The sequence below is a fragment of the Candidatus Enterococcus ikei genome, from assembly GCF_017316105.1.
In the GTDB taxonomy this organism is placed as follows: Bacteria; Bacillota; Bacilli; order Lactobacillales; family Enterococcaceae; genus Enterococcus_L; species Enterococcus_L ikei.
This window is the reverse complement of record NZ_JAFLWD010000026.1, coordinates 70,153-89,756: the sequence shown is the minus strand read 5'-3', so window position 1 is coordinate 89,756 and position 19,604 is coordinate 70,153. Positions and strand designations below refer to the sequence as shown.

The following is a 19,604-nucleotide window of genomic DNA, read 5'->3' as shown; positions in this document are numbered from 1 at the left end:
GAAGCTGTTTTTTATTTATTTCATCAATCCATCGTGGATCTTATCTAAATTCCATTTCATCATGGCATAATAACTATCGCCATCTTCACCTTTTTTAGCAATAGAATCAGTAAAAATTGTGCTATAAATTGGTAAATTAGTTTCTTTTGAGACTCTTTCCATGCTACGTTTATCTACACTTGTTTCAACGAATAGTGCTGGAACTTTTGTTTTGTGAATCTGATCAATAATTTGTTTCATTTGATCAGGTGTTCCTTGACTTTCTGTATTGATTTCCCAGATGTAAGCAGCGGTTAATCCATAAGCTTTAGAGAAATATTTAAAGGCACCTTCACTAGTAACTAAGAGTTTTTTGTTTTCTGGAATATCTGCAAATTTTTCTTTGGCTTCTTTGTCTAAAGCAGCAAGCTTTTCGATATATTCTTTTGCATTTTTTTCATAAGTTTCTTTGTTTTTTGGATCTTTTTCACTTAAAGTATCTCTGATAGATTCTACATACATGATCCCATTTTGAATGTCTAGCCATGCGTGAGGATCTTGTTCATTTTCTTGACCGGCACTTGTTAAGTACATTGGTTCAACTTTTTTACTTACGGAGAAGTAATCTTGATCTTCTTTTTTCTTGGCAGTTTCCATCAACTTACTGAACCAGCCATTTCCGCCAGTTTCTAAATTCAATCCATTGAAGAATAAAACATCTGCTTCTGACGCTTTGGCAACATCTTCTGGTAAAGGTTCATACTCATGTGGATCGGTGCCAACTGGGACAATGCTGTGTAAGTTGACTAAATTTTTCCCAACATTATCGACCATATCGGCAAGAATCGAGTTGGTAGCGACGACATTGATTTTATCTTTGTCTGCGCTGTTTTCTGATTTTGATTGGCAGGCAGCTAGCAGAAATAAACTAGCTAAAGCTGTGATAACAAGTATTTTTTTTCTCATAATGTAGGTTCCTCCGTTTTCTGTTTATTGACAAAAAATAGTCCTTTTTTAGGTGAAAATAGAAATGCTAAAATGAAAAAGGCTGCAGCAGTTAAAACAATTGTAGCGCCTGACGCTAAGTTATAAGAATAGCTAAAGAATAATCCAATGATCGAACTTAATATTCCAAAAAGGGAAGCTAAGGTAATCATTGTAGGTAAGTGATTCGTCAGCAAGTAAGCAGTAGCTGCTGGGGTGATCAACATTGCAATCACTAAAATCGTTCCAACGGTTTGTAAAGATGAAACAGCAACTAAAGTTAGTAAGAACATCAAAGCATAATGGAAAAATTGAACATTAAGCCCATAAGCTTGTGCCATTGTTGGATCAAAAGAGGTAATTTGTAATTCTTTATAAAAAAGACCAACAAAAATCAAAACAATGATTCCAACGATTGCAGTAATCAAAATATCAGAGTCACGAACAGCTAGAACATTTCCAAAGAGAATGTGATAAAGGTCGGTCGAGCTTTTTGCAAATGAGATCATAATGATTCCTAAAGCGAAAAATGAACTGAAAACGACACCGATGGCAGTATCATTTTTTAACTGACTTTTTTGTGTAATAAAGCCGATCAATAAGGCTGCCAAGATACCAAATATCGAAGCACCAAAGATATAATTGACACCAAACATATAAGAAGCTGCCACGCCAGGCAAGACTGCATGTGAAATCGCATCTCCCATCAAAGACATTCCCCGTAAAACGATAAATGAGCCAATGATTCCTGAAACCAAACCAACAATGATCGAAGTAATCAAAGCGTTTTGTAAAAACTGGTACCGAATCAAACCATCAATAAAATTTGCAATCATGCGTCAGCCACTCCTTTAATAATGATGTCACCCATTGTTTCACCATAAGCTAATTGAATATTTTTGTTCGTAAATGTTGTTGAAACAGGACCACAAGCAATCAATTGTTTCTTTAGGATGATCACATCATCAAAGTAATGAGCAACTTTGTGCAGATCATGATGAACGATCAAAATTGTTTTTCCAGCTTCTTTTAGTTGTTTTAGAATATCCATAATCACTTTTTCACTGGTCATGTCGATGCCTACGAAAGGTTCATCTAAAATGATAATATCCGCTTCTTGGGCAAGAACCCGAGCGATAAATACTCGCTGTAGTTGCCCGCCAGATAATTCACCAATTTGACGTTTGGCAAATTCTTCTAGCTGAACCGTTTTAAGTGCTGTTAATGCTTGTTCTTTTTCCTCTTTTTTAGGGCGTTTCATAAGTCCTAATTTTGGGTAGGTCCCTAAAAGAACGACTTCCATAACATTAATCGGAAAAGAAAGGTCTAATGCACTGCGTTGTTCTACATAAGCGATGCGTTTCTTTTGAGTATCGATCGATTGTTCACCAGCCAAAACAGTTCTGGAATCTGTTTTGATTAATCCTAGCAGTCCTTTTAGAAATGTGGATTTTCCTGCACCGTTAGGACCGATGATACCAGTGATTTTTCCTGCAGGTATTTGTAGAGAGATATCGTCTAAGGCTTTGTGGCCTTGATAACTAACAGTTAACTGTTTGATTGTAAGAGTATTATTATTTATAGACATGAAAAAACCTCCTTTTTAGGTTTGCCTTAAAATTAGTATATGATAAAATAAAATTAAAATCAATCCATTTTTTAGGGTTACCTAAAAATATGCAAAGAAATAGGCTGAGATACAACTATTAGAGTTATATCTTAGCCTTTTATGCTGTAATTATTTAATTTTAATAGGAACCTAACAAATCAAATATTTCTTTACCAAGCGCCGTATACGTTTGATTTTTAGGATTTTGATTTGTAAATAAGATCACTGCATTTTGTTTATCTTTTGAAATATAAGCATTTGGTTCAAAACCTTCTTCGACTCCATGACCGCGAATATAGTTTTTATAATTATAAATACCACCAGTATAATTTTCTTGTGTTTCAGGTGTCCATAGTGAATTGAGTGTGTCTTTGTCAACGATGTTTCCTGATAAAAGTGTTGAGAAAAATACGTATAGATCACCAACAGTCATGCCAATGCTACCAGTGCCAATTTCTTGTTTGAAAAGCAATGGTTTATCGGCAATTTCTGAACCATAATCTTTACCTTCGACTCTTTCATATGCGTATGTTCTTTCATTTGAGTTTAAGAAATCACTATAAAATAAAGTATGATTTAAATGTAGTTTTTGAATAAAGGTCTGATTAAATAAGGTGCAATAAGATGTTCCTGTTAATTGTTCTAAAATCCCAACTAAAAGATAGTAGTTGATTGCATCATATTTATATTGACCATAAGTACTCATTGTTGCATTAGAGATCGCAAATTGAAGAAAAGCATCGTCAGACATCATAATATTAGGTTTAATTTTTTGATATAATCCTGAATTCATTGAAAGTAATTGCCGGATCGTTATTTTTTGACTGTCTTGAACACTTGGGTAAAAACGATTCAATGTATCATCTAGTGAAAGCTTTTGAGCTTGAACTTGCTGTAGCACAAGTGCGGCTGTCAAAGCTTTTTGAATGGAGCCGATTTGAAAAAGTGACTGATAAGTATTTGGCTGACTTTTAGCAAAATTTGCATAACCAAAGCCTTTTTGTAGAATGATTTGTCCATTTTGTATCACTAAAGCAGTTCCGATAAACCGTTTATCTTCTAGTTTTTGGTTTATTTGTTTAGCCAAATCAGAAGAAGGAGAGACTTCTTGATTAAAATTGTCTGCTTGTTGTGCATCATGTGTAAGAGCTGGTGTTTCGATTTTTGATTGGGCTGTTTCTTTAGTAACAGGACTTGCATGATCATAAAAAAATAACAGATATGATTCCAATCCGACAAGAATGATCAAAAGTAAAATAACTACTGCGGGTATCCAAGGATTACTTTTTTTATGGTGTTTCCTGTGATGCATAATCGGTCACCTCCTATTTAATTTCCATTTTTACTCACCAGCTATCGAAAATCAAGCTGATCTTAATGGATTTCACGAACAATTTTGTAAGCGCACATTTTTTTCTATTAAAAGTCGTTAGAATTTCAAACATTTGTCACAAGAAAGAAAAAGATCCATGATTTTTTAATGAATCAATGTTAAAATAGAAAATGAAGTTTTCAAGTATAAGAAAAGAAAATATCTAGAACACGGAGGAAATCATGACCCAAAAATACAAGGATAAAACATTACGAATCTTTAGTTTGAATGCCAATCGCCCTTTAGCAGAGAAAATTGCTAAAGTTGTCGGGACTGAACTGGGAAAAAGTACGGTGCGCCAATTTAGTGATGGAGAGATTCAAATCAATATTGAAGAGAGTATTCGCGGGGACCATGTTTTTCTTGTTCAATCGACCAACCTTCCAGTGAATGATAATTTAATGGAATTGTTGATCATGATTGATGCATTAAAACGAGCAAGCGCCAAAACAATCAATGTGGTATTACCTTATTATGGGTATGCCAGACAAGATCGAACAGCCAAACCAAGAGAACCGATCACTGCAAAATTAGTTGCTAATTTATTAGAAGAAGCAGGCGCAACACGCGTATTAACACTTGACTTACATACAGTTCAAGTTCAAGGCTTCTTTGATATTCCTGTAGATAATTTATTCACGATGCCACTTTTTGCTCATAATTATCGTAAGCAACAATTAGTTGGAGAAGATATCGTTGTAGTCTCACCTAAAAATAGTGGTGTGCAGCGAGCAAGAAGCTTATCTGAATATCTAGATGCAACATTAGCGATTGTTGATCAAGACGAAGTTGATGGTGTACGTTCGGGTTATGTCATTGGTGAAGTTAAAGGGAAGACTTGTATTTTAGTAGATGATATTTTAAATACAGGTGGAACATTGGCTACAGCTGCAGAAATTTTAAAAGAAAATGGTGCAAAAAGTATTTATGCATGTGCGTCTCATGGTTTACTTTCAAAAGGAGCTAAGGCGACTTTAGATGAATCTCCGATTGAACAAATTTGTGTAACTGATTCAGTCTTTATTTCTGATGATCGCAAGCCAGAAGCACTAAATATTGTTTCTTGTGCTGAGTTGATGGGTGAAGCGGTAAAACGAATCCATGAAAACACACCGATGAGTCCGTTGTTTCGTTTAGAAGAAAAATAATAATCATAATCTGTTTAAATCAAGAAAGAAGTTCAGCTAGTGCTTTAGACTGGACTTCTTTTTAGTATTTTTCTTTAAATGATTAAAACATACTTATTAAAAATAATATGAGTAAAAGAAAGGGGTTAAACATATGAAAGAACAGAAAAAAGGCATTTTATTAGGATTTATTGCTTATGTATTTTGGGGTATTATTCCAATTTATTGGAAGTTGTTACCAACAGTTGATCCACTAGATATCTTATGTTATCGAATTGTCTGGTCATTTTTATTTATGATTGTTTATATTTTAGTTACTAAAAGATGGTCGTTATTTCTGGCGGAGGTCAAAACTGTCATACAAGATAAGAAAAAACTATTTGCTATTATTTGTGCCGCTATATTGATTTCTGTGAATTGGTTTACGTTTATTTATACAGTGAGTCAAGGACATGTTACCCAGGCTAGTTTAGGTTATTACATGAATCCTCTCGTGAATGTATTGTTAGCAACATTGATTTTGAAAGAAAAATTGAGTCGTTCAGGAATGATTGCTTGTGGACTAGCCCTGGCAGGTGTAATATTATTAACGATCCAAACAGGAGAAATTCCTATTGCACCGTTAGTTATGGCTGTGACGTTTAGTTTTTATGGCTTGATCAAAAAAGGTGTGACTGTAAGTTCATATACTGGTTTGACAATTGAGACATTTGTCATTTTTCCAGTTGCTCTGATTTATCTGGTATTCTTTTCACGACAAGGTTTTATGAATTATGAAGTATCAACTAATTTATTGTTGATGGGAGCAGGTATCGTTACAGCGATTCCGTTATTACTTTTTGCTCAAGCAGCAAAACAAATTTCTTATATTATTCTAGGATTCATTCAATATGTGGGACCAACATTAATGTTGATATCTGCACTATTTTTATATCATGAACCATATTCAGCAGATCAATTTATTGCATTTGGTTTTATTTGGGCAGGTATAGCTGTTTTTACGTATGGCAATATTTATACGTATCGCAAGGAAAAAAGGTTTTCCAAGTAAGAAACAAAGAATCAATCTTTGAGGAACATTTCTAGTTATGTTAAACTAATCCCATTAAAAAGGATTCAGAAAGGACGAGTTCAGTGGAACCCATTTATTTAGATCACGCAGCAACAACACCAGCACATCCAGCAGTTATTGAGATAATGACCAGTGAATTGGCCAATACGTTTGGTAATCCGTCTAGTATCCACACATTTGGTAGAAAAGCACATCGTACGTTAGAAGATATCCGCCAAGTGATTGCAGCAAGTCTCAAAGTGAACCCTCATGAGATCATCTTTAATAGCGGTGGTACTGAAGGTGATAATACAGCAATCATTGAAACGGCACTTTCTAGAAAAGATCAAGGAATGCATCTGATCACAACTGCAATCGAACATCCAGCTGTTTTGGAAACAATGAAGTATTTGGAAGGATTAGGGTTTGAAGTAACTTATCTGCCAGTTGATAAGCATGGAGAATTGGCAATTAAAGATCTTGAAAAGGCCTTACGAGAAGATACGACATTGGTTTCTGTAATGTATGGTAATAATGAAATCGGTAATTTACTTCCAATTAAAGAAATCGGAGCATTGCTAGAATCGCATCCAGCAGTTTTTCATACAGATGCTGTGCAAGCGTATGGTTCTGAGCGTATTTTGCCTCATGAATTGGGAATTGATTTACTAAGTATTTCTGCTCATAAAATCAATGGGCCAAAGGGTGTCGGTTTCTTATTCAAAAATGATAGGATTTCTTTGCCAGCATTTTTACATGGCGGAGAACAGGAAGAAAAACGCCGAGCGGGAACGGAAAATCTAGCTGGTATTGCAGGGATGGGCAAAGCAGTTGAGCTTTTAACTGACAGTGAAAAAGAAAAGCGACATGAAAAATACGCTAATTTTGAACGGATTATTTTAACGCAATTAGATAAAGCTCAGATTGATTATCAGATCAATGGCAATCCTGAAAATAAGCTGGCACATATTCTAAATTTACGATTTCTAGGCGTCGCAAGTGACTTATTATTGATGCACTTAGATCTTCAAGGTGTTGCAATATCAACAGGTTCAGCTTGTACGGCAGGAACGGTAGAACCTTCTCATGTTTTAGAAGCAATGTATGACAAGAATCATCCAGCTATTAAAGAATCAGTCAGAATCAGTTTTGGTTTAGGTAATGATGATGAACAAATCCAAAGATTTGTGACGATCTTGATTGAAATAATCCAAAAAATTAAGCAGTAATTTAAGAAAAGTAGGATTATAACTAGTAAAAAGAAAGCGTAACTACTATAATAAAAGAGACAATAAATAAAGAGGTGGAAAAATGGCATTTAAAGAAAAAGCAACAGTAGAAGGTTGTACAGTATTTTATAAAGTAAATGAGCAAGCCAAAAAATACACATTAAAAGATAACGGCTTCACTGAAACAAATTCTGGTAACTTTCAATTGATCCGTCCATTGGATGCAACACCCCAAAGTAAAGAAGGCTTTAAATTAAAAATTACGATTGCTGAAGATTTGAAAACACTGAAAATGTCTGTTACAACCGCTAACGGATTGAAATCAATGAACATCTTTAAAAGCGAATCTCATGCAATGAGTCAAGAAAAGTTCTATTTCTTGATGGATGGGATGATTAGTCGTGGTGTTTTAGAGAAAGCATAACCATTGAAAATAAGACAAGATCGAAAAAGATCGAGTCTTATTTTTTTATAGTCAAAATAAAGAAAAATTATGCTAAGAAAGAAGTTGTTGTCTCTTAATACCTTTACTTCTTCCAAAATACTAGTATAATAAGTATCACTGAAAAGTTACGACCTTCAAATCGTAGATGAGTTCAGAATCTAAATTGAAATGATGGTGATCAAATGACAGATAACAGCAAAACTCGTGTCGTTGTAGGCATGAGCGGAGGTGTAGATTCTTCTGTTACGGCGTTGCTTTTAAAAGAGCAAGGCTATGATGTCGTGGGTATCTTTATGAAAAATTGGGATGACACGGATGAGAATGGTGTGTGTACAGCCACCGAAGACTACAAAGACGTAGCAAAAGTTGCCGATCAAATAGGGATTCCTTATTATTCGGTAAATTTTGAAAAAGAATATTGGGATCGTGTATTCGAGTATTTCCTTGCCGAATATCGCGCAGGTCGCACGCCTAATCCTGATGTGATGTGTAACAAAGAAATCAAATTTAAAGCCTTTTTAGACTATGCAATGCAATTAGGTGCTGATTATGTCGCAACAGGGCATTATGCTCAAGTAGAACGAAAAGAAGACGGCACAGTACGCATGTTGCGTGGTATCGATAATAATAAAGATCAAACTTATTTTTTAAGTCAATTATCCCAAGCACAATTAGCAAAAACGATGTTTCCTTTAGGTGGTATGGAAAAACCAGAAGTTCGAGCAATTGCCGAAAGAGCTGATTTAGCAACAGCTAAGAAGAAAGACTCAACGGGTATCTGTTTTATTGGAGAAAAGAACTTTAAACAATTTTTAAGCAACTATTTACCTGCCAAAAAGGGGAATATGGTAACGTTAGATGGTGAGATCAAAGGACAACATGATGGTTTGATGTATTATACCATCGGCCAACGTCAAGGCTTAGGTATCGGCGGCGGCAAAGGCTCGCAAGAACCTTGGTTTGTAATAGGTAAAGATTTAACAACGAATACATTATATGTTGGACAAGGTTTCCATCATGAACAATTATATGCTACACATTTAGATGCAAGTGAGATTCATTTTACTGTTGATACACCAATGCCAAAAGAATTTGAATGTACGGCGAAATTCCGCTATCGTCAAGATGATATACCAGTCAAAGTTATCTTAACTGATGATGGCACAAAAGCCAAGGTGATTTTTTCAGAACCAGTTCGTGCAATCACTCCGGGACAAGCGGTTGTATTTTATGACGGCATGGAATGTCTTGGCGGCGGTTTAATCGACCAAGCGTATCAAGAAGAAAAAGTATTGCAATATATCTAAAAAAACTTGAGCTAGGAGTTAGTTTTGGTTCAATAATTCTAAAATAAAAACGAGTAGGATATTTTCCTACTCGTTTTTTTGATTACAGTTACGGAAATAAGCTCTTGATTCTGGTGAAACAACGAGATAAACCGTTGAAACCAACTCAACCACACGAAAAGCCAACATAATCATTTTAGGAAACATGCTAACCATCATCGGCGGATAAAAGTATATGATAAAAATAAATGGAATGAAGAGTATTGATAATAGATACCCTTTTTTTCCACCTGTCATTAACCCAGCAATCACAATGATATAAATAAGGAAAACAAAAATCTGATACCAAACATCCGATCCAAATGTTCCGTTTCCTTCAACCACAGCTTTTAACGCCATGATCAATGAAATAATGAGCAAAATATTATTATATAAGAGTAAATAAATAGCAATTGAGTTCCAAAATACAGGTTTTTTCATAATAACAAACGATCCTTTCTGTTCTTTCCATATTTTAGCAAATGCCTTTTCTATACGCAATGAAATAAATAGAAAATCAATTTTCTTCTTTTGTTACATAGGAGTTATGGTAAAATAAAAATAATGAACGTTTAAACAAAAACTATTTCACAAGCAGTTAAGTTGAAAGTTTTATACTAAGTGACTAGAATAGCTCTTGTATAAAGAATTGGAGTGATCGATCAATGTACCAAGTTGTTACCATGTACGGCGATAATGAGCCTTGGTGGTTTTTTGAAGACTGGCAAGAAGATATCGAAGAAAATAAAACATTTGATTGTTTAGAAGACGCAGAACGTTACTACATAAAAAAATGGCAAGAACTCTCTTCAACCTATGAATACATAAATACAAAAGTCAATTATCTAGCTGCTTTTTGGACTGAAGGGGATGAACGTTGGTGTGACGAATGTGATGAGGATCTGCAACAATATAAAGGACTAGCGTTGCTGAAAGATCTTCAAGCAGTTACCTTTGAAAGCGGCGATGATTTTCATGAACGCCATAATGATTGTGTGAAACCAAAATGTTGTAAGAGTAGTCTTGTATAAAATATAGAGACTAAGGAATAAAATGCTTATTCCTTAATCCCTATATTTTCTTTTTTTAAGAAAGTAAATAAATGAAAAAACAAGACAATCGAAAATGATAGCTTCAAAATGTACAGGTGAGTTACTTATCACACTGTTGAAGGGAATACCACTGGAAATGATAGGTCGGTAATGAAATTTATAAGGGCTAAGATTAGCTACGATTCCTAACACCAATTGAATTAGGTGTAAAATCAAAATGGTAATCATGGTATAAACCAAAGAATCTAAAATGATTTTTTTCTCACCGTTTATCCGGGCTCGTTATTCCTCCTCTAATTTAAAAATTTCTTCTACATGCATATCAAAATATTTTGCTATTTTTAAAGATAATTCTAAGCTTGGATTATACTTCGTTTTCTCAATCGCATTCATTGTTTGTCTAGAAACACCTAATTCAGTGGCCATTTGAATTTGGGGAATCTTTTTGCTTTCGCGTATTTTATGGACTGTCATAATGATAATCTCCTATTTAGGTAAAGATATCTTTACATTTTTTTGAAAAAAGCAAGCAAACATTTTTTAATGTTCACTCGCTTTTTTTGTCTAGCTGTATTAGTCCTTACAAACCCATTTACCATCTTCCATATTGCAAGAGCCATTTTCTGAATCGCTATTTTCAAGCACTTCAATAATGGGTTCTTCTTTTTCTTTAATTGTTTGAAGTGCTTGGAGAATTTGTTCCAAAGGCTGTGCGCCATTGATCAGATATTTTCCATTTACGATTAAGGCTGGTACTCCACTGAGCTGATAAGCATTTGCCACTCGAAAATCATCTTCTACCAATGCTAAAGTTGCCGGATTATTGAAGGCTTGTTGCCATTCTTGAAAATCAATAGAGCTGTTTTTGACAACTGATTCAACGACAGAAGGCTCATCAATATTTTGACTATGAACGAATAATGCTTCTTGTAAAGCATCAAAGAGCTCCCAATAACCAGTTTCACCTGCAACTACACCAGCGGCTTTTGCTGCAAGTAAGCCATTCATTGATGTTGGAAAAGGAAAGTCGGCTTTTTTCATGCCTTCAATGTTAAAACGGTGAAGATCGTCATTTTGATTCGCATGAACCCAATGAGATAAGATTTCATTTTTCGCATTTTCTCTAGAACCAAACATTTGAATATGATCCTCTTCATCTCTAGCTAACGCGAAAGAGCGGTGAATAATGTTTATTTCAGGCAATTCTTTTTGAACTTGTCTCATTCGATAAGACATCGGAAAACAAAAACTGCAGATAACATCGTGAAAAAATTCAATAGTAATCATGGTTTCTCCTTGCTAGGTAGTATTTTATACTTACAAATAGTAAGTATAAAGCTCTTTCTTTTACATTTCAATAAAAATGCTTCAAATAAAAGAGGTGAAGAATGGTGAGAATGTGGTAAAATCAACTTATTGACATTTTTTAAAACAATTCAATTTACATAAGGAAGTATAGAAAGCGAGTGGAATAAATGGCAAACAAACAACTGATTATTGCTGAAAAACCTAGTGTTGCCAAAGATTTAAGTAAAGTGCTAGGCGCAAATCAAAAAAATAAAAGCTATTATGAAGGACCAAATGTGATCGTAACCTGGGCATTAGGACACTTGTTGGGATTAAAAATGCCAGAAGATATCAACAAAGAATGGCAATCATGGCAGATGGAAACTTTGCCGATGGTACCGAAAAACCTAGGAATCAAACCATTACCAAAAACTGGTCATCAATTAAAAGCAATCAAACAATTAGCAAATAGAAAAGACGTTACAGAAGCGGTCATCGCAACAGATGCTGGACGTGAAGGAGAGCTAGTTGCTCGTTGGATCTTAGAATATGTTCATTTTAACAAGCCAGTCAAACGCTTATGGATCTCTTCTCAAACAGATAAAGCAATTAAAGATGGCTTTAAAAAATTAAGACCGGCCAAAGAATATGACAATTTATATTATTCAGCATTGGCTCGTGCAAAAGCTGACTGGCTAGTCGGTTTGAACGTTACTAGAGCGTTAACGGTGAAATATCAAGATAGTCTATCTGCTGGGCGAGTGCAAACTCCAACATTGTCATTAGTCCGTCAACAAGAAAAGAAAATCGAAAGCTTTAGACCACAAGCTTATTTTTCAGTGGATTTACAAGTTCAAAAAGAAAAGGCCAAACTGGTTCAAAGCAATCCATATGCATTTAAAGAGCGTAATGCTGTAGAAGCTTTTGTGAAAAAACTAAGTGAGGGCAAAGGTAAAGTAACCGACATTCAAGAAAAAAGTAAAACGGAACAAGCACCTCTGCCTTATGATTTAACAGAAATTCAAAGAGAAGCCAATCAACGTTACCAATTTTCAGCTAAGAAAACGTTATCTTTGGTTCAAAGTCTCTATGAATTCCATAAAATCGTAACCTATCCAAGAACAGATAGTAAATACTTAACTACTGATATGAAAGCAACGATGAAAGAAAGATTACAAGCAATCAGTGATTTCGCGCCAGAAGTCAAAACGTATATCAAAAACGGAGGACAAGTCAAGCTGACCAAAGTCTTCCAAAACGAAAAAGTAACCGATCACCATGCTTTGATCCCAACGGAACAACGCCCACGTTACGAAAAATTAAGTGGTGATGAACAAAAAATCTACAATATGATCGTTACTCGTTTCTTAGGGATGTTTGCTGAATCTCATCGTACAAAACAAACAAAAGTAACTGTAAGCTTTGGCAAAGAACAATTTATTTTCCGCCAAAGTAAAGTCGAAGTTGCTGGCTGGAAACAAGAAAAAGAAGAAGTAGCACCAAGTGTTGACTGGAAATTAGGCATGATCATTCCACCAAATTTCACTATCAACAAAGAACTAACCGCACCACCAAAACCATTGACCGAAGGAACATTGCTAGGTTTAATGGAAAAACATAGCTTAGGCACACCTGCTACACGTGCAGAAATCATTGAAAAACTAATCAAATCAGAATTAATGGAGCGCACGACTAACGGGTTAAGTGTCTCACCAAAAGGCAAACAATTACTTGAGTTGGTCAATCCATCATTAGTAACACCTGAATTAACAGAAAAATGGGAAAAAACGTTGGAAGCAATCGCCAAAGGCAAACAAAGCAGCACGGTTTTTCTAAAAGAAATTGAACAAGATACGAAAAAATTAGTCAACGAAATCAAACAAAGCGAAAGCAAATATCAAGATTTTTCAATCACACAAAAGAAATGTCCAGATTGTGGATCAAACTTACGTGAGAAAAATACCAAAGACGGTAAAATCTATGTTTGTTCTAATAAAGATTGTAGTTACCGTCGGAGAAAAGACCCGAAAGTATCCAATCACCGTTGTTCTCAATGCCACCGAAAAATGGAAATCATTGATGGCAAAAATGGTTCATATTTCAAATGTAAATATTGCTCGATCACTGAAAAAATGCAAGACAAAAAAGAGCGTAGTAAAAAATTAACAAAACATGAAGAACGCAAATTGATGAAAAAATATTCGCAAAAAGAAGAACCCGAAGAAAGTGCCTTAGCACAAGCATTGAAAGCGGCGATGAAACGAGACTGATTTTTAACTATGGACACTGGTCACCAAGAAGCTGGGTGATTGGTGTTTTTATTTATAAGTTAGCATGAAACCACTTACTTTCATGCTATAATTTAAACAAAATACTAATCAGAAAAGAGTGGGAAATATGGGAATTAGTAAAGAACAAGAACAATTAGACGAAAAATTCATGAAACAAGCACTAGAACTTGCCAAAGATGCTGCTAAAAATGAAAATGAACCCTTTGGCGCATTACTTGTAAAAGATAATAAAGTTGTTCTAACTGGTGAAAACCAAATCCATACAGAAAGTGACCCTACTTATCATGCAGAATTAGGCATTATTCGTGATTTTTGTTCTAGCCAAAAAATATCAGACTTGTCTGACTATACACTGTATACAAGTTGTGAACCATGTTGTATGTGTGCTGGAGCGATGGTTTGGAGTAGTCTAGGTAGGATGGTTTATAGTTTAGGTCATGATGAATTAGCTGAAATCGCAGGCTTTAATATCATGATTGGGAGCGAAGAAATTTTTCAAAAAAGTCCAAATAGACCTGAAGTTGCTAAAGGTGTATTACGAGAAATTGCAATGCCGATTTATATAAATTATTTTCAGGATACATTTATTTAATTTAATGCAATCAAGTCGTTAAATATATACTTGATTTCTATTTATATATTCAGATTCCTTTTGACTGGGGTGTAACTCGTAGAGTTATTCCCTAGTCTTTTTTTTGATAAAAAGATAGAGATTCAATTAAACAGGATTCAAGATATGCAAGCTGAAGTGTTTGAGTACTTATTTTCAATAGTTAACTTAGTGAAAGAGAAAGTCGTATTATGTTTGTTTTTATTATTTATTAGAGGTATCCAACCTTGTTTATATACATATTGTCGATATTTTTAGTACTAATTATAATTTTATATCTATATTATATCTTGTATATATCATATTTTGTTTCGAAATATATTTTTATATGATATATTAATTTTACGTGGATCGTTTAACATTCACAGTAAAATAAAAAAGGAGATTTATAATTTATGAAAAAATGTTTTAAGGCGTTGGTAGCTTTGCTGGGAGGTATGACATTTCTATCTGTTTTTTCGGTAGGTGGGTATGCAGTAGATTTACCTAAGGAGGTTGAATATTTTCCTTCGGAGCCAGATTCAGGAATTAAAGTAGAAATACCGAGGGATATTCCTGAGACTGAGTTATTCAAGAAAAAAAGACAACTATTTCCTGAAAAATTTGATTTCAGCAATGGAAATTTTGAAACTGTCATGAAGGATCAAGGCGAATTAGGCTTATGTTGGGCTTATTCTGGAACAGATACAATAGCTATTTCAGCAAAAAAGGAATTTGGTGAAGAGTATTATATTTCGCCAAACTATTTTAATTATTATTTCTCAAAAAATAGTTTTTCAGATATATTAAATCCACATCACATCGGGAGAACCTTGGATGGAGGCGGAAATGCAAACAGTATATTTACTCAAGGTGCATTGAACAATTTAGGGACGACCGAAACAATATTTCCAACACCTAAAATACGTGAAGTAAACCAGTCAATGGTATCAAGTGATTTTTATAACCAAACAAAAGAAAAATTACCAATGAGTATTGAGAAAGTGGTTAAAGTACCTGGAGTAAGTTATCAAACGGAATCACAAGAAAAGAAAGAAAAAAAAGTTGAAGATATCAAATCATTAATTTACACATATGGTGCGGCAACTTTTTATTATGACACTAAGTATAGCCATGATTCTAAATACTATAGTCATAAGACAAATTCTACTTATGTACCTGTTGAAGATGCTAAAGCAAACTTAATTTCAACCAATGGTGATTGGCTGACTGCTAACCATGGAATTATCATTGTTGGTTGGGATGACAATTATGATAAAGAAAACTTTGTAAAGAAACCCAAAAATAATGGTGCTTTTAAAATGAAAAACTCTTGGGGAGCACAAAATCATGATAAGGGTTATTTTTATATGAGCTATGAAGATGCGTACCTTTTGGCAGCAGAAAATATTGCAGCTGACACAACAAAAGAAACGTATGATCATGTAAACAGTTATATAAATGGGGAGCAATATTCTTATATTAATTTGGACTCTCAATCTAAAGATATTTATCTAGGTAATACTTTTACAACTTCTAAAAAGGCAGAATCATTAGAAGCAGTTTCAATTCTAACAAATCAATCGCATATAAATTATGAAATTTATTATCTGGGTAAAGCAATCGAAAAAAATAAAACATTTTCAGGGTTTGACGGTTTAGAAAAAATTGCTTCAGGGACCAAGGATGAACCAGGTTATGAATTACTTAAAACAAAAGAAGTAATGATAGATCCGAATACGGAATATTCAATTATAATAAAATATACCTATCCACAAGATGTATCAACAATGAATATTCCGCTGCAGCAAGTGAAAGATGTAACTAAGGGACAAACACCACATTTAGATGCTGGTCGTTCATTTTATAGTAATATGAACGAAAATGGTAAGAGGCATTGGCTCAGTGTATCTGATGGAAGTCTTTGGGGAATGGACAGACGCTATAACCTATGGGCTAATGCTTACACTAGAGATAGCCATGAAGAAATGACTATCAACATTTCACCCGAGACTGCGGAACTGACTGTTGGAGATGTAAAAAAATTAGACGCTATAGTAACACCCGAAAACGCAGTCAACAAAAAAATTAGTTGGAGTAGTTCAAATAAAGATATTGCAACTATATCTGAGACAGGAGAAGTTACAGCAAAAGCGGCTGGAAAAGTAACGATTACTGCAAAGACTGAAGTGGGAAATAAGATAGCGACTGCAGAAATCACTGTTATACCTAAGTATGTTTCAGTCATTGGTGTGACTGTTGAACCTAGTAATATTCAATTGAAAACTAAAGAAACGAAGCAGTTGAAAGCGACAATTAATCCAGAGAATGCAACCAATAAACTGGTTGCATGGAGCAGTTCTAATCCAGAGATTGTAACTGTTTCAAAAGATGGAGAAGTAACAGGAATATCAGCAGGTAAAGCGACTATAATTGTAAAAACTATTGATGGAAATAAAGAAGTGAAAAGTGTTGTTAATGTAATTGAAGAAGAAGTTGACGACCACGGAGATACAGGTGAAACAGCAACGAAAATTAAAGCCGGCGAACTAGTCAAAGGAAAAATCAATAGCTCAGGTGATATAGATGTTTTTGAAATGAACATAAAATCAGAAAAGAATCAAACGATCGTTTTAGAATCCCCAAATGGGTATGTACCAGAATGGACTGTCAAATTAGGCTCTTCCTGGTATGGCCCATATACGGGAGTAGAAGCTGGAATCGTCAAAGGGATGTATAGAACCACTTATTTTTCGAAAAATCCGTCAGACAACACCGTACGTTTTTATGTAGATAAACGTTTAGTTTCAGCAGGAAAAATGTATGAATTTACAGTTCGAGTTTTAAGTGAAGGAGAATCGTTAGAAGAAGGGGATGACCACGGAGATACGGGAGAAACAGCAACGAAAATTAAAGAAGGTGAACTAGTTAAAGGAAAAATCAATACAGATACAGACATAGATGTTTTTGAAATGGCATTACCTGAAGGTGCGGATAAAACAGTTGTGTTGGAATCACCAAATGGACAATCTGAAAAATTCTCGATCCAAAATGGTGCAGGTACATGGTTTCATCAATTTAAAGGAACGAAGGAACCAAAGAAACCAAATCAACCATTCCGTACTATGTATAATTCAGATCAACCAAAAGATAAATTGATCCGGTTTTACATCGATAAAACATTTGAAAAAGTCGGAACAACGTATGAATTTAAAGTAACTGTCCTACAAAAAGGACAAGAATTAGAGATAGACGACCACGGAGATACAGGCGAAACAGCAACGAAAATTAAAGCCGGCGAACTAGTCAAAGGAAAAATCAATAGCTCAAGTGATATAGATGTTTTTGAAATGAACATAAAATCAGAAAAGAATCAAACGATCGTTTTAGAATCCCCAAATGGGTATGTACCAGAATGGACTGTTAAAGTAGGCTCTTTCTGGTTTGGTCCATATACGGGAGCAGAAGCTGGAATTGCCAAAGGGATGTATAGAACCACCTATTTTTCCCAAAATCCGTCAGACAACGCCGTACGTTTTTATGTAGATAAACGTTTAGTTTCAGCAGGAAAAATGTATGAATTTACAGTTCGAGTTTTAAGTGAAGGAGAATCGTTAGAAGAAGTGGACGACCACGGAGATACAGGTGAAACAGCAACGAAAATTAAAGAAGGCGAACTAGTTAAAGGAAGAATCAATAGCTTAAGTGATATAGATGTTTTTGAAATGAATATAAAATCAGAAAAGAATCAAACGATCATTTTAGAATCCCCAAATGGGTATGTACCAGAATGGACTGTCAAATTAGGCTCTTCTTGGTATGGCCCATATACGGGAGTAAAATCTGGAATCGTCAAAGGGATGTATAGAACCACTTATTTTTCGAAAAATCCGTCAGACAACACCGTACGTTTTTATGTAGATAAACGTTTAGTTTCAGCAGGAAAAATGTATGAATTTACAGTTCGAGTTTTAAGTGAAGGAGAATCGTTAGAAGAAGTGGATGACCACGGAGATACAGGTGAAACAGCAACGAAAATTAAAGCTGGCGAACTAGTCAAAGGAAAAATCAATAGCTCAGGTGATATAGATGTTTTTGAAATGAACATAAAATCAGAAAAGAATCAAACGATTGTTTTAGAATCCCCAAATGGGTATGTACCAGAATGGACTGTTAAATTAGGCTATTCTTGGTATGGCCCATATACGGGAGCAGAAGCTGGAATCGTCAAAGGGATGTATAGAACCACTTATTTTTCGAAAAATCCGTCAGACAACACCGTACGTTTTTATGTAGATAGACGTTTAGTTTCAGCAGGAAAAATGTATGAATTTACAGTTCGAGTTTTAAGTGAAGGAGAATCGTTAGAAGAAGGGGATGACCACGGAGATACGGGAGAAACAGCAACGAAAATTAAAGAAGGCGAACTAGTCAAAGGAAAAATCAATACAGATACAGACATAGATGTTTTTGAAATGGCATTACCTGAAGGTGCAGATAAAACAGTTGTGTTGGAATCACCAAATGGACAATCTGAAAAATTCTCGATCCAAAATGGAGCAGGTACATGGTTTCATCAATTTAAAGGAACGAAGGAACCAAAGAAACCAAATCAACCATTCCGTACTATGTATAATTCAGATCAACCAAAAGATAAATTGATCCGGTTTTACATCGATAAAACATTTGAAAAAGTCGGAACAACGTATGAATTTAAAGTAACTGTTCTGCAAAAAGGACAAGAATTAGACATAAATGCTTATAAATAAAAGATGTAAACAATGAGGGAAAACAAACACTTCAATTTAAAATAATTGAATAGTGCCGTGATGAAGTTGACGTGTTCGTTAGACAAAGATAAAAAACAGGGAGAAAAATAATGGAAAGTATTAATTCTCTCTGTTTTTTATTATTCTTGAAAAGTGATATGTATTTTCAATACCTACATAGTATTTCAAAGATAGGTTATTCCTATTATTAAGATGAATTAATGACTGAAATCAATGCTCAAAAGTAAATTAGTCCAATTAAAATGCTTTCCAACTGATATCGATGTGTAACCCATGTTACTCTCTAAAACCACTTTTTTATTTTTCCACAAGAACAAAGGAATATTTTAATGAAAAAAAGGCAGAAAGATTTGTAATTTACAATAAAAGGAGTATACTCTAAATTGGAATCATTCTAAATTTAATAAAAAGAGTTTCCACACACATATTGTCTTTAGGTTTATTTTATTCTGGGTTTTGATTCATTTTGGCAGC

General features: G+C 34.5%; 16 protein-coding genes. 9 read left to right on the top strand and 7 right to left on the bottom strand.

The window, feature by feature from the left end; all coding sequences use genetic code 11:
• Positions 1-15: 15 nt before the first annotated feature.
• The 4 genes from efaA to JZO69_RS11170 form a co-directional block, all read right to left on the bottom strand.
• The gene (gene efaA / locus JZO69_RS11185) at positions 16-945 is read right to left on the bottom strand and encodes an Mn/Fe ABC transporter substrate-binding lipoprotein EfaA (protein ID WP_207112953.1); all 930 of its coding nucleotides are present in this window, start codon (positions 943-945) and stop codon (positions 16-18) included.
• Complete coding sequence (locus JZO69_RS11180) at positions 942-1,799, bottom strand: metal ABC transporter permease (protein ID WP_207112952.1); 858 nt, start codon at positions 1,797-1,799, stop codon at positions 942-944. Before JZO69_RS11180 ends, efaA begins: the two co-directional genes overlap by 4 nt.
• Positions 1,796-2,551 (bottom strand): metal ABC transporter ATP-binding protein, encoded by a 756-nt coding sequence (locus JZO69_RS11175; protein WP_207112951.1) that lies wholly within the window; start codon positions 2,549-2,551, stop codon positions 1,796-1,798. The genes JZO69_RS11180 and JZO69_RS11175 overlap by 4 nt, the downstream gene beginning before the upstream one ends.
• Positions 2,552-2,711: 160 nt before the next feature.
• The gene (locus JZO69_RS11170) at positions 2,712-3,884 is read right to left on the bottom strand and encodes a serine hydrolase domain-containing protein (RefSeq protein WP_207112950.1); all 1,173 of its coding nucleotides are present in this window, start codon (positions 3,882-3,884) and stop codon (positions 2,712-2,714) included.
• 242 nt (positions 3,885-4,126) lie between these two features.
• On the opposite strand from JZO69_RS11170, the gene JZO69_RS11165 reads away from it, so the two are divergent.
• The 5 genes from JZO69_RS11165 (at position 4,127) to mnmA (ending at position 9,103) form a co-directional block, all read left to right on the top strand.
• Entirely contained in the window at positions 4,127-5,092 is a 966-nt protein-coding gene (locus tag JZO69_RS11165) for a ribose-phosphate diphosphokinase (protein ID WP_207112949.1), read from the top strand.
• A gap of 133 nt (positions 5,093-5,225) precedes the next feature.
• On the top strand, positions 5,226-6,122 hold the full coding sequence (rarD, locus tag JZO69_RS11160) for an EamA family transporter RarD (RefSeq protein WP_207112948.1): 897 nt from the start codon (positions 5,226-5,228) through the stop codon (positions 6,120-6,122).
• A gap of 83 nt (positions 6,123-6,205) precedes the next feature.
• Positions 6,206-7,351, top strand: a complete 1,146-nt coding sequence (locus JZO69_RS11155; protein ID WP_207112947.1) for an aminotransferase class V-fold PLP-dependent enzyme — start codon at positions 6,206-6,208, stop codon at positions 7,349-7,351.
• Positions 7,352-7,433: 82 nt separating this feature from the next.
• Positions 7,434-7,775 (top strand): DUF1831 domain-containing protein, encoded by a 342-nt coding sequence (locus JZO69_RS11150; protein WP_207112946.1) that lies wholly within the window; start codon positions 7,434-7,436, stop codon positions 7,773-7,775.
• Positions 7,776-7,978: 203 nt separating this feature from the next.
• Entirely contained in the window at positions 7,979-9,103 is a 1,125-nt protein-coding gene (gene mnmA, locus JZO69_RS11145; protein ID WP_207112945.1) for a tRNA 2-thiouridine(34) synthase MnmA, read from the top strand.
• A gap of 66 nt (positions 9,104-9,169) precedes the next feature.
• Here the strand turns inward: mnmA and JZO69_RS11140 are convergent, their stop codons facing one another.
• A complete protein-coding gene (locus JZO69_RS11140) occupies positions 9,170-9,562 on the bottom strand; it encodes a hypothetical protein (RefSeq protein ID WP_207112944.1) in 393 nt (130 codons plus the stop codon).
• A gap of 224 nt (positions 9,563-9,786) precedes the next feature.
• On the opposite strand from JZO69_RS11140, the gene JZO69_RS11135 reads away from it, so the two are divergent.
• Positions 9,787-10,152 carry a DUF1033 family protein gene (locus tag JZO69_RS11135; RefSeq protein WP_207112943.1) on the top strand — a complete coding sequence of 122 codons (366 nt, stop codon included), beginning with the start codon at positions 9,787-9,789 and terminating at the stop codon, positions 10,150-10,152.
• A 303-nt stretch (positions 10,153-10,455) separates the two neighbouring features.
• Here the strand turns inward: JZO69_RS11135 and JZO69_RS11130 are convergent, their stop codons facing one another.
• Entirely contained in the window at positions 10,456-10,647 is a 192-nt protein-coding gene (locus tag JZO69_RS11130; RefSeq protein WP_242586737.1) for a helix-turn-helix transcriptional regulator, read from the bottom strand.
• A gap of 99 nt (positions 10,648-10,746) precedes the next feature.
• Complete coding sequence (locus JZO69_RS11125; RefSeq protein WP_207112942.1) at positions 10,747-11,460, bottom strand: DsbA family oxidoreductase; 714 nt, start codon at positions 11,458-11,460, stop codon at positions 10,747-10,749.
• A 188-nt stretch (positions 11,461-11,648) separates the two neighbouring features.
• On the opposite strand from JZO69_RS11125, the gene JZO69_RS11120 reads away from it, so the two are divergent.
• From JZO69_RS11120 to JZO69_RS11110, 3 genes are all read left to right on the top strand, one after another.
• A complete protein-coding gene (locus JZO69_RS11120) occupies positions 11,649-13,730 on the top strand; it encodes a DNA topoisomerase III (RefSeq protein ID WP_207112941.1) in 2,082 nt (693 codons plus the stop codon).
• Positions 13,731-13,857: 127 nt separating this feature from the next.
• Positions 13,858-14,343 (top strand): nucleoside deaminase, encoded by a 486-nt coding sequence (locus tag JZO69_RS11115; RefSeq protein WP_207112940.1) that lies wholly within the window; start codon positions 13,858-13,860, stop codon positions 14,341-14,343.
• Positions 14,344-14,756: 413 nt separating this feature from the next.
• A complete protein-coding gene (locus JZO69_RS11110) occupies positions 14,757-19,109 on the top strand; it encodes an Ig-like domain-containing protein (RefSeq protein WP_207112939.1) in 4,353 nt (1,450 codons plus the stop codon).
• Positions 19,110-19,604: the final 495 nt, after the last annotated feature.

Coding starts and splice junctions, on each gene's coding strand:
- JZO69_RS11165 (WP_207112949.1), top strand. CDS start 4,127: ATGACCCAAAAATACAAGGATAAAACATTACGAATCTTTAGTTTGAAT.
- JZO69_RS11175 (WP_207112951.1), bottom strand. CDS start 2,551: ATGTCTATAAATAATAATACTCTTACAATCAAACAGTTAACTGTTAGT.
- rarD (WP_207112948.1), top strand. CDS start 5,226: ATGAAAGAACAGAAAAAAGGCATTTTATTAGGATTTATTGCTTATGTA.
- JZO69_RS11170 (WP_207112950.1), bottom strand. CDS start 3,884: ATGCATCACAGGAAACACCATAAAAAAAGTAATCCTTGGATACCCGCA.
- efaA (WP_207112953.1), bottom strand. CDS start 945: ATGAGAAAAAAAATACTTGTTATCACAGCTTTAGCTAGTTTATTTCTG.
- JZO69_RS11120 (WP_207112941.1), top strand. CDS start 11,649: ATGGCAAACAAACAACTGATTATTGCTGAAAAACCTAGTGTTGCCAAA.
- JZO69_RS11130 (WP_242586737.1), bottom strand. CDS start 10,647: ATGACAGTCCATAAAATACGCGAAAGCAAAAAGATTCCCCAAATTCAA.
- JZO69_RS11150 (WP_207112946.1), top strand. CDS start 7,434: ATGGCATTTAAAGAAAAAGCAACAGTAGAAGGTTGTACAGTATTTTAT.
- JZO69_RS11115 (WP_207112940.1), top strand. CDS start 13,858: ATGGGAATTAGTAAAGAACAAGAACAATTAGACGAAAAATTCATGAAA.
- JZO69_RS11135 (WP_207112943.1), top strand. CDS start 9,787: ATGTACCAAGTTGTTACCATGTACGGCGATAATGAGCCTTGGTGGTTT.
- JZO69_RS11125 (WP_207112942.1), bottom strand. CDS start 11,460: ATGATTACTATTGAATTTTTTCACGATGTTATCTGCAGTTTTTGTTTT.
- JZO69_RS11140 (WP_207112944.1), bottom strand. CDS start 9,562: ATGAAAAAACCTGTATTTTGGAACTCAATTGCTATTTATTTACTCTTA.
- JZO69_RS11110 (WP_207112939.1), top strand. CDS start 14,757: ATGAAAAAATGTTTTAAGGCGTTGGTAGCTTTGCTGGGAGGTATGACA.
- mnmA (WP_207112945.1), top strand. CDS start 7,979: ATGACAGATAACAGCAAAACTCGTGTCGTTGTAGGCATGAGCGGAGGT.
- JZO69_RS11180 (WP_207112952.1), bottom strand. CDS start 1,799: ATGATTGCAAATTTTATTGATGGTTTGATTCGGTACCAGTTTTTACAA.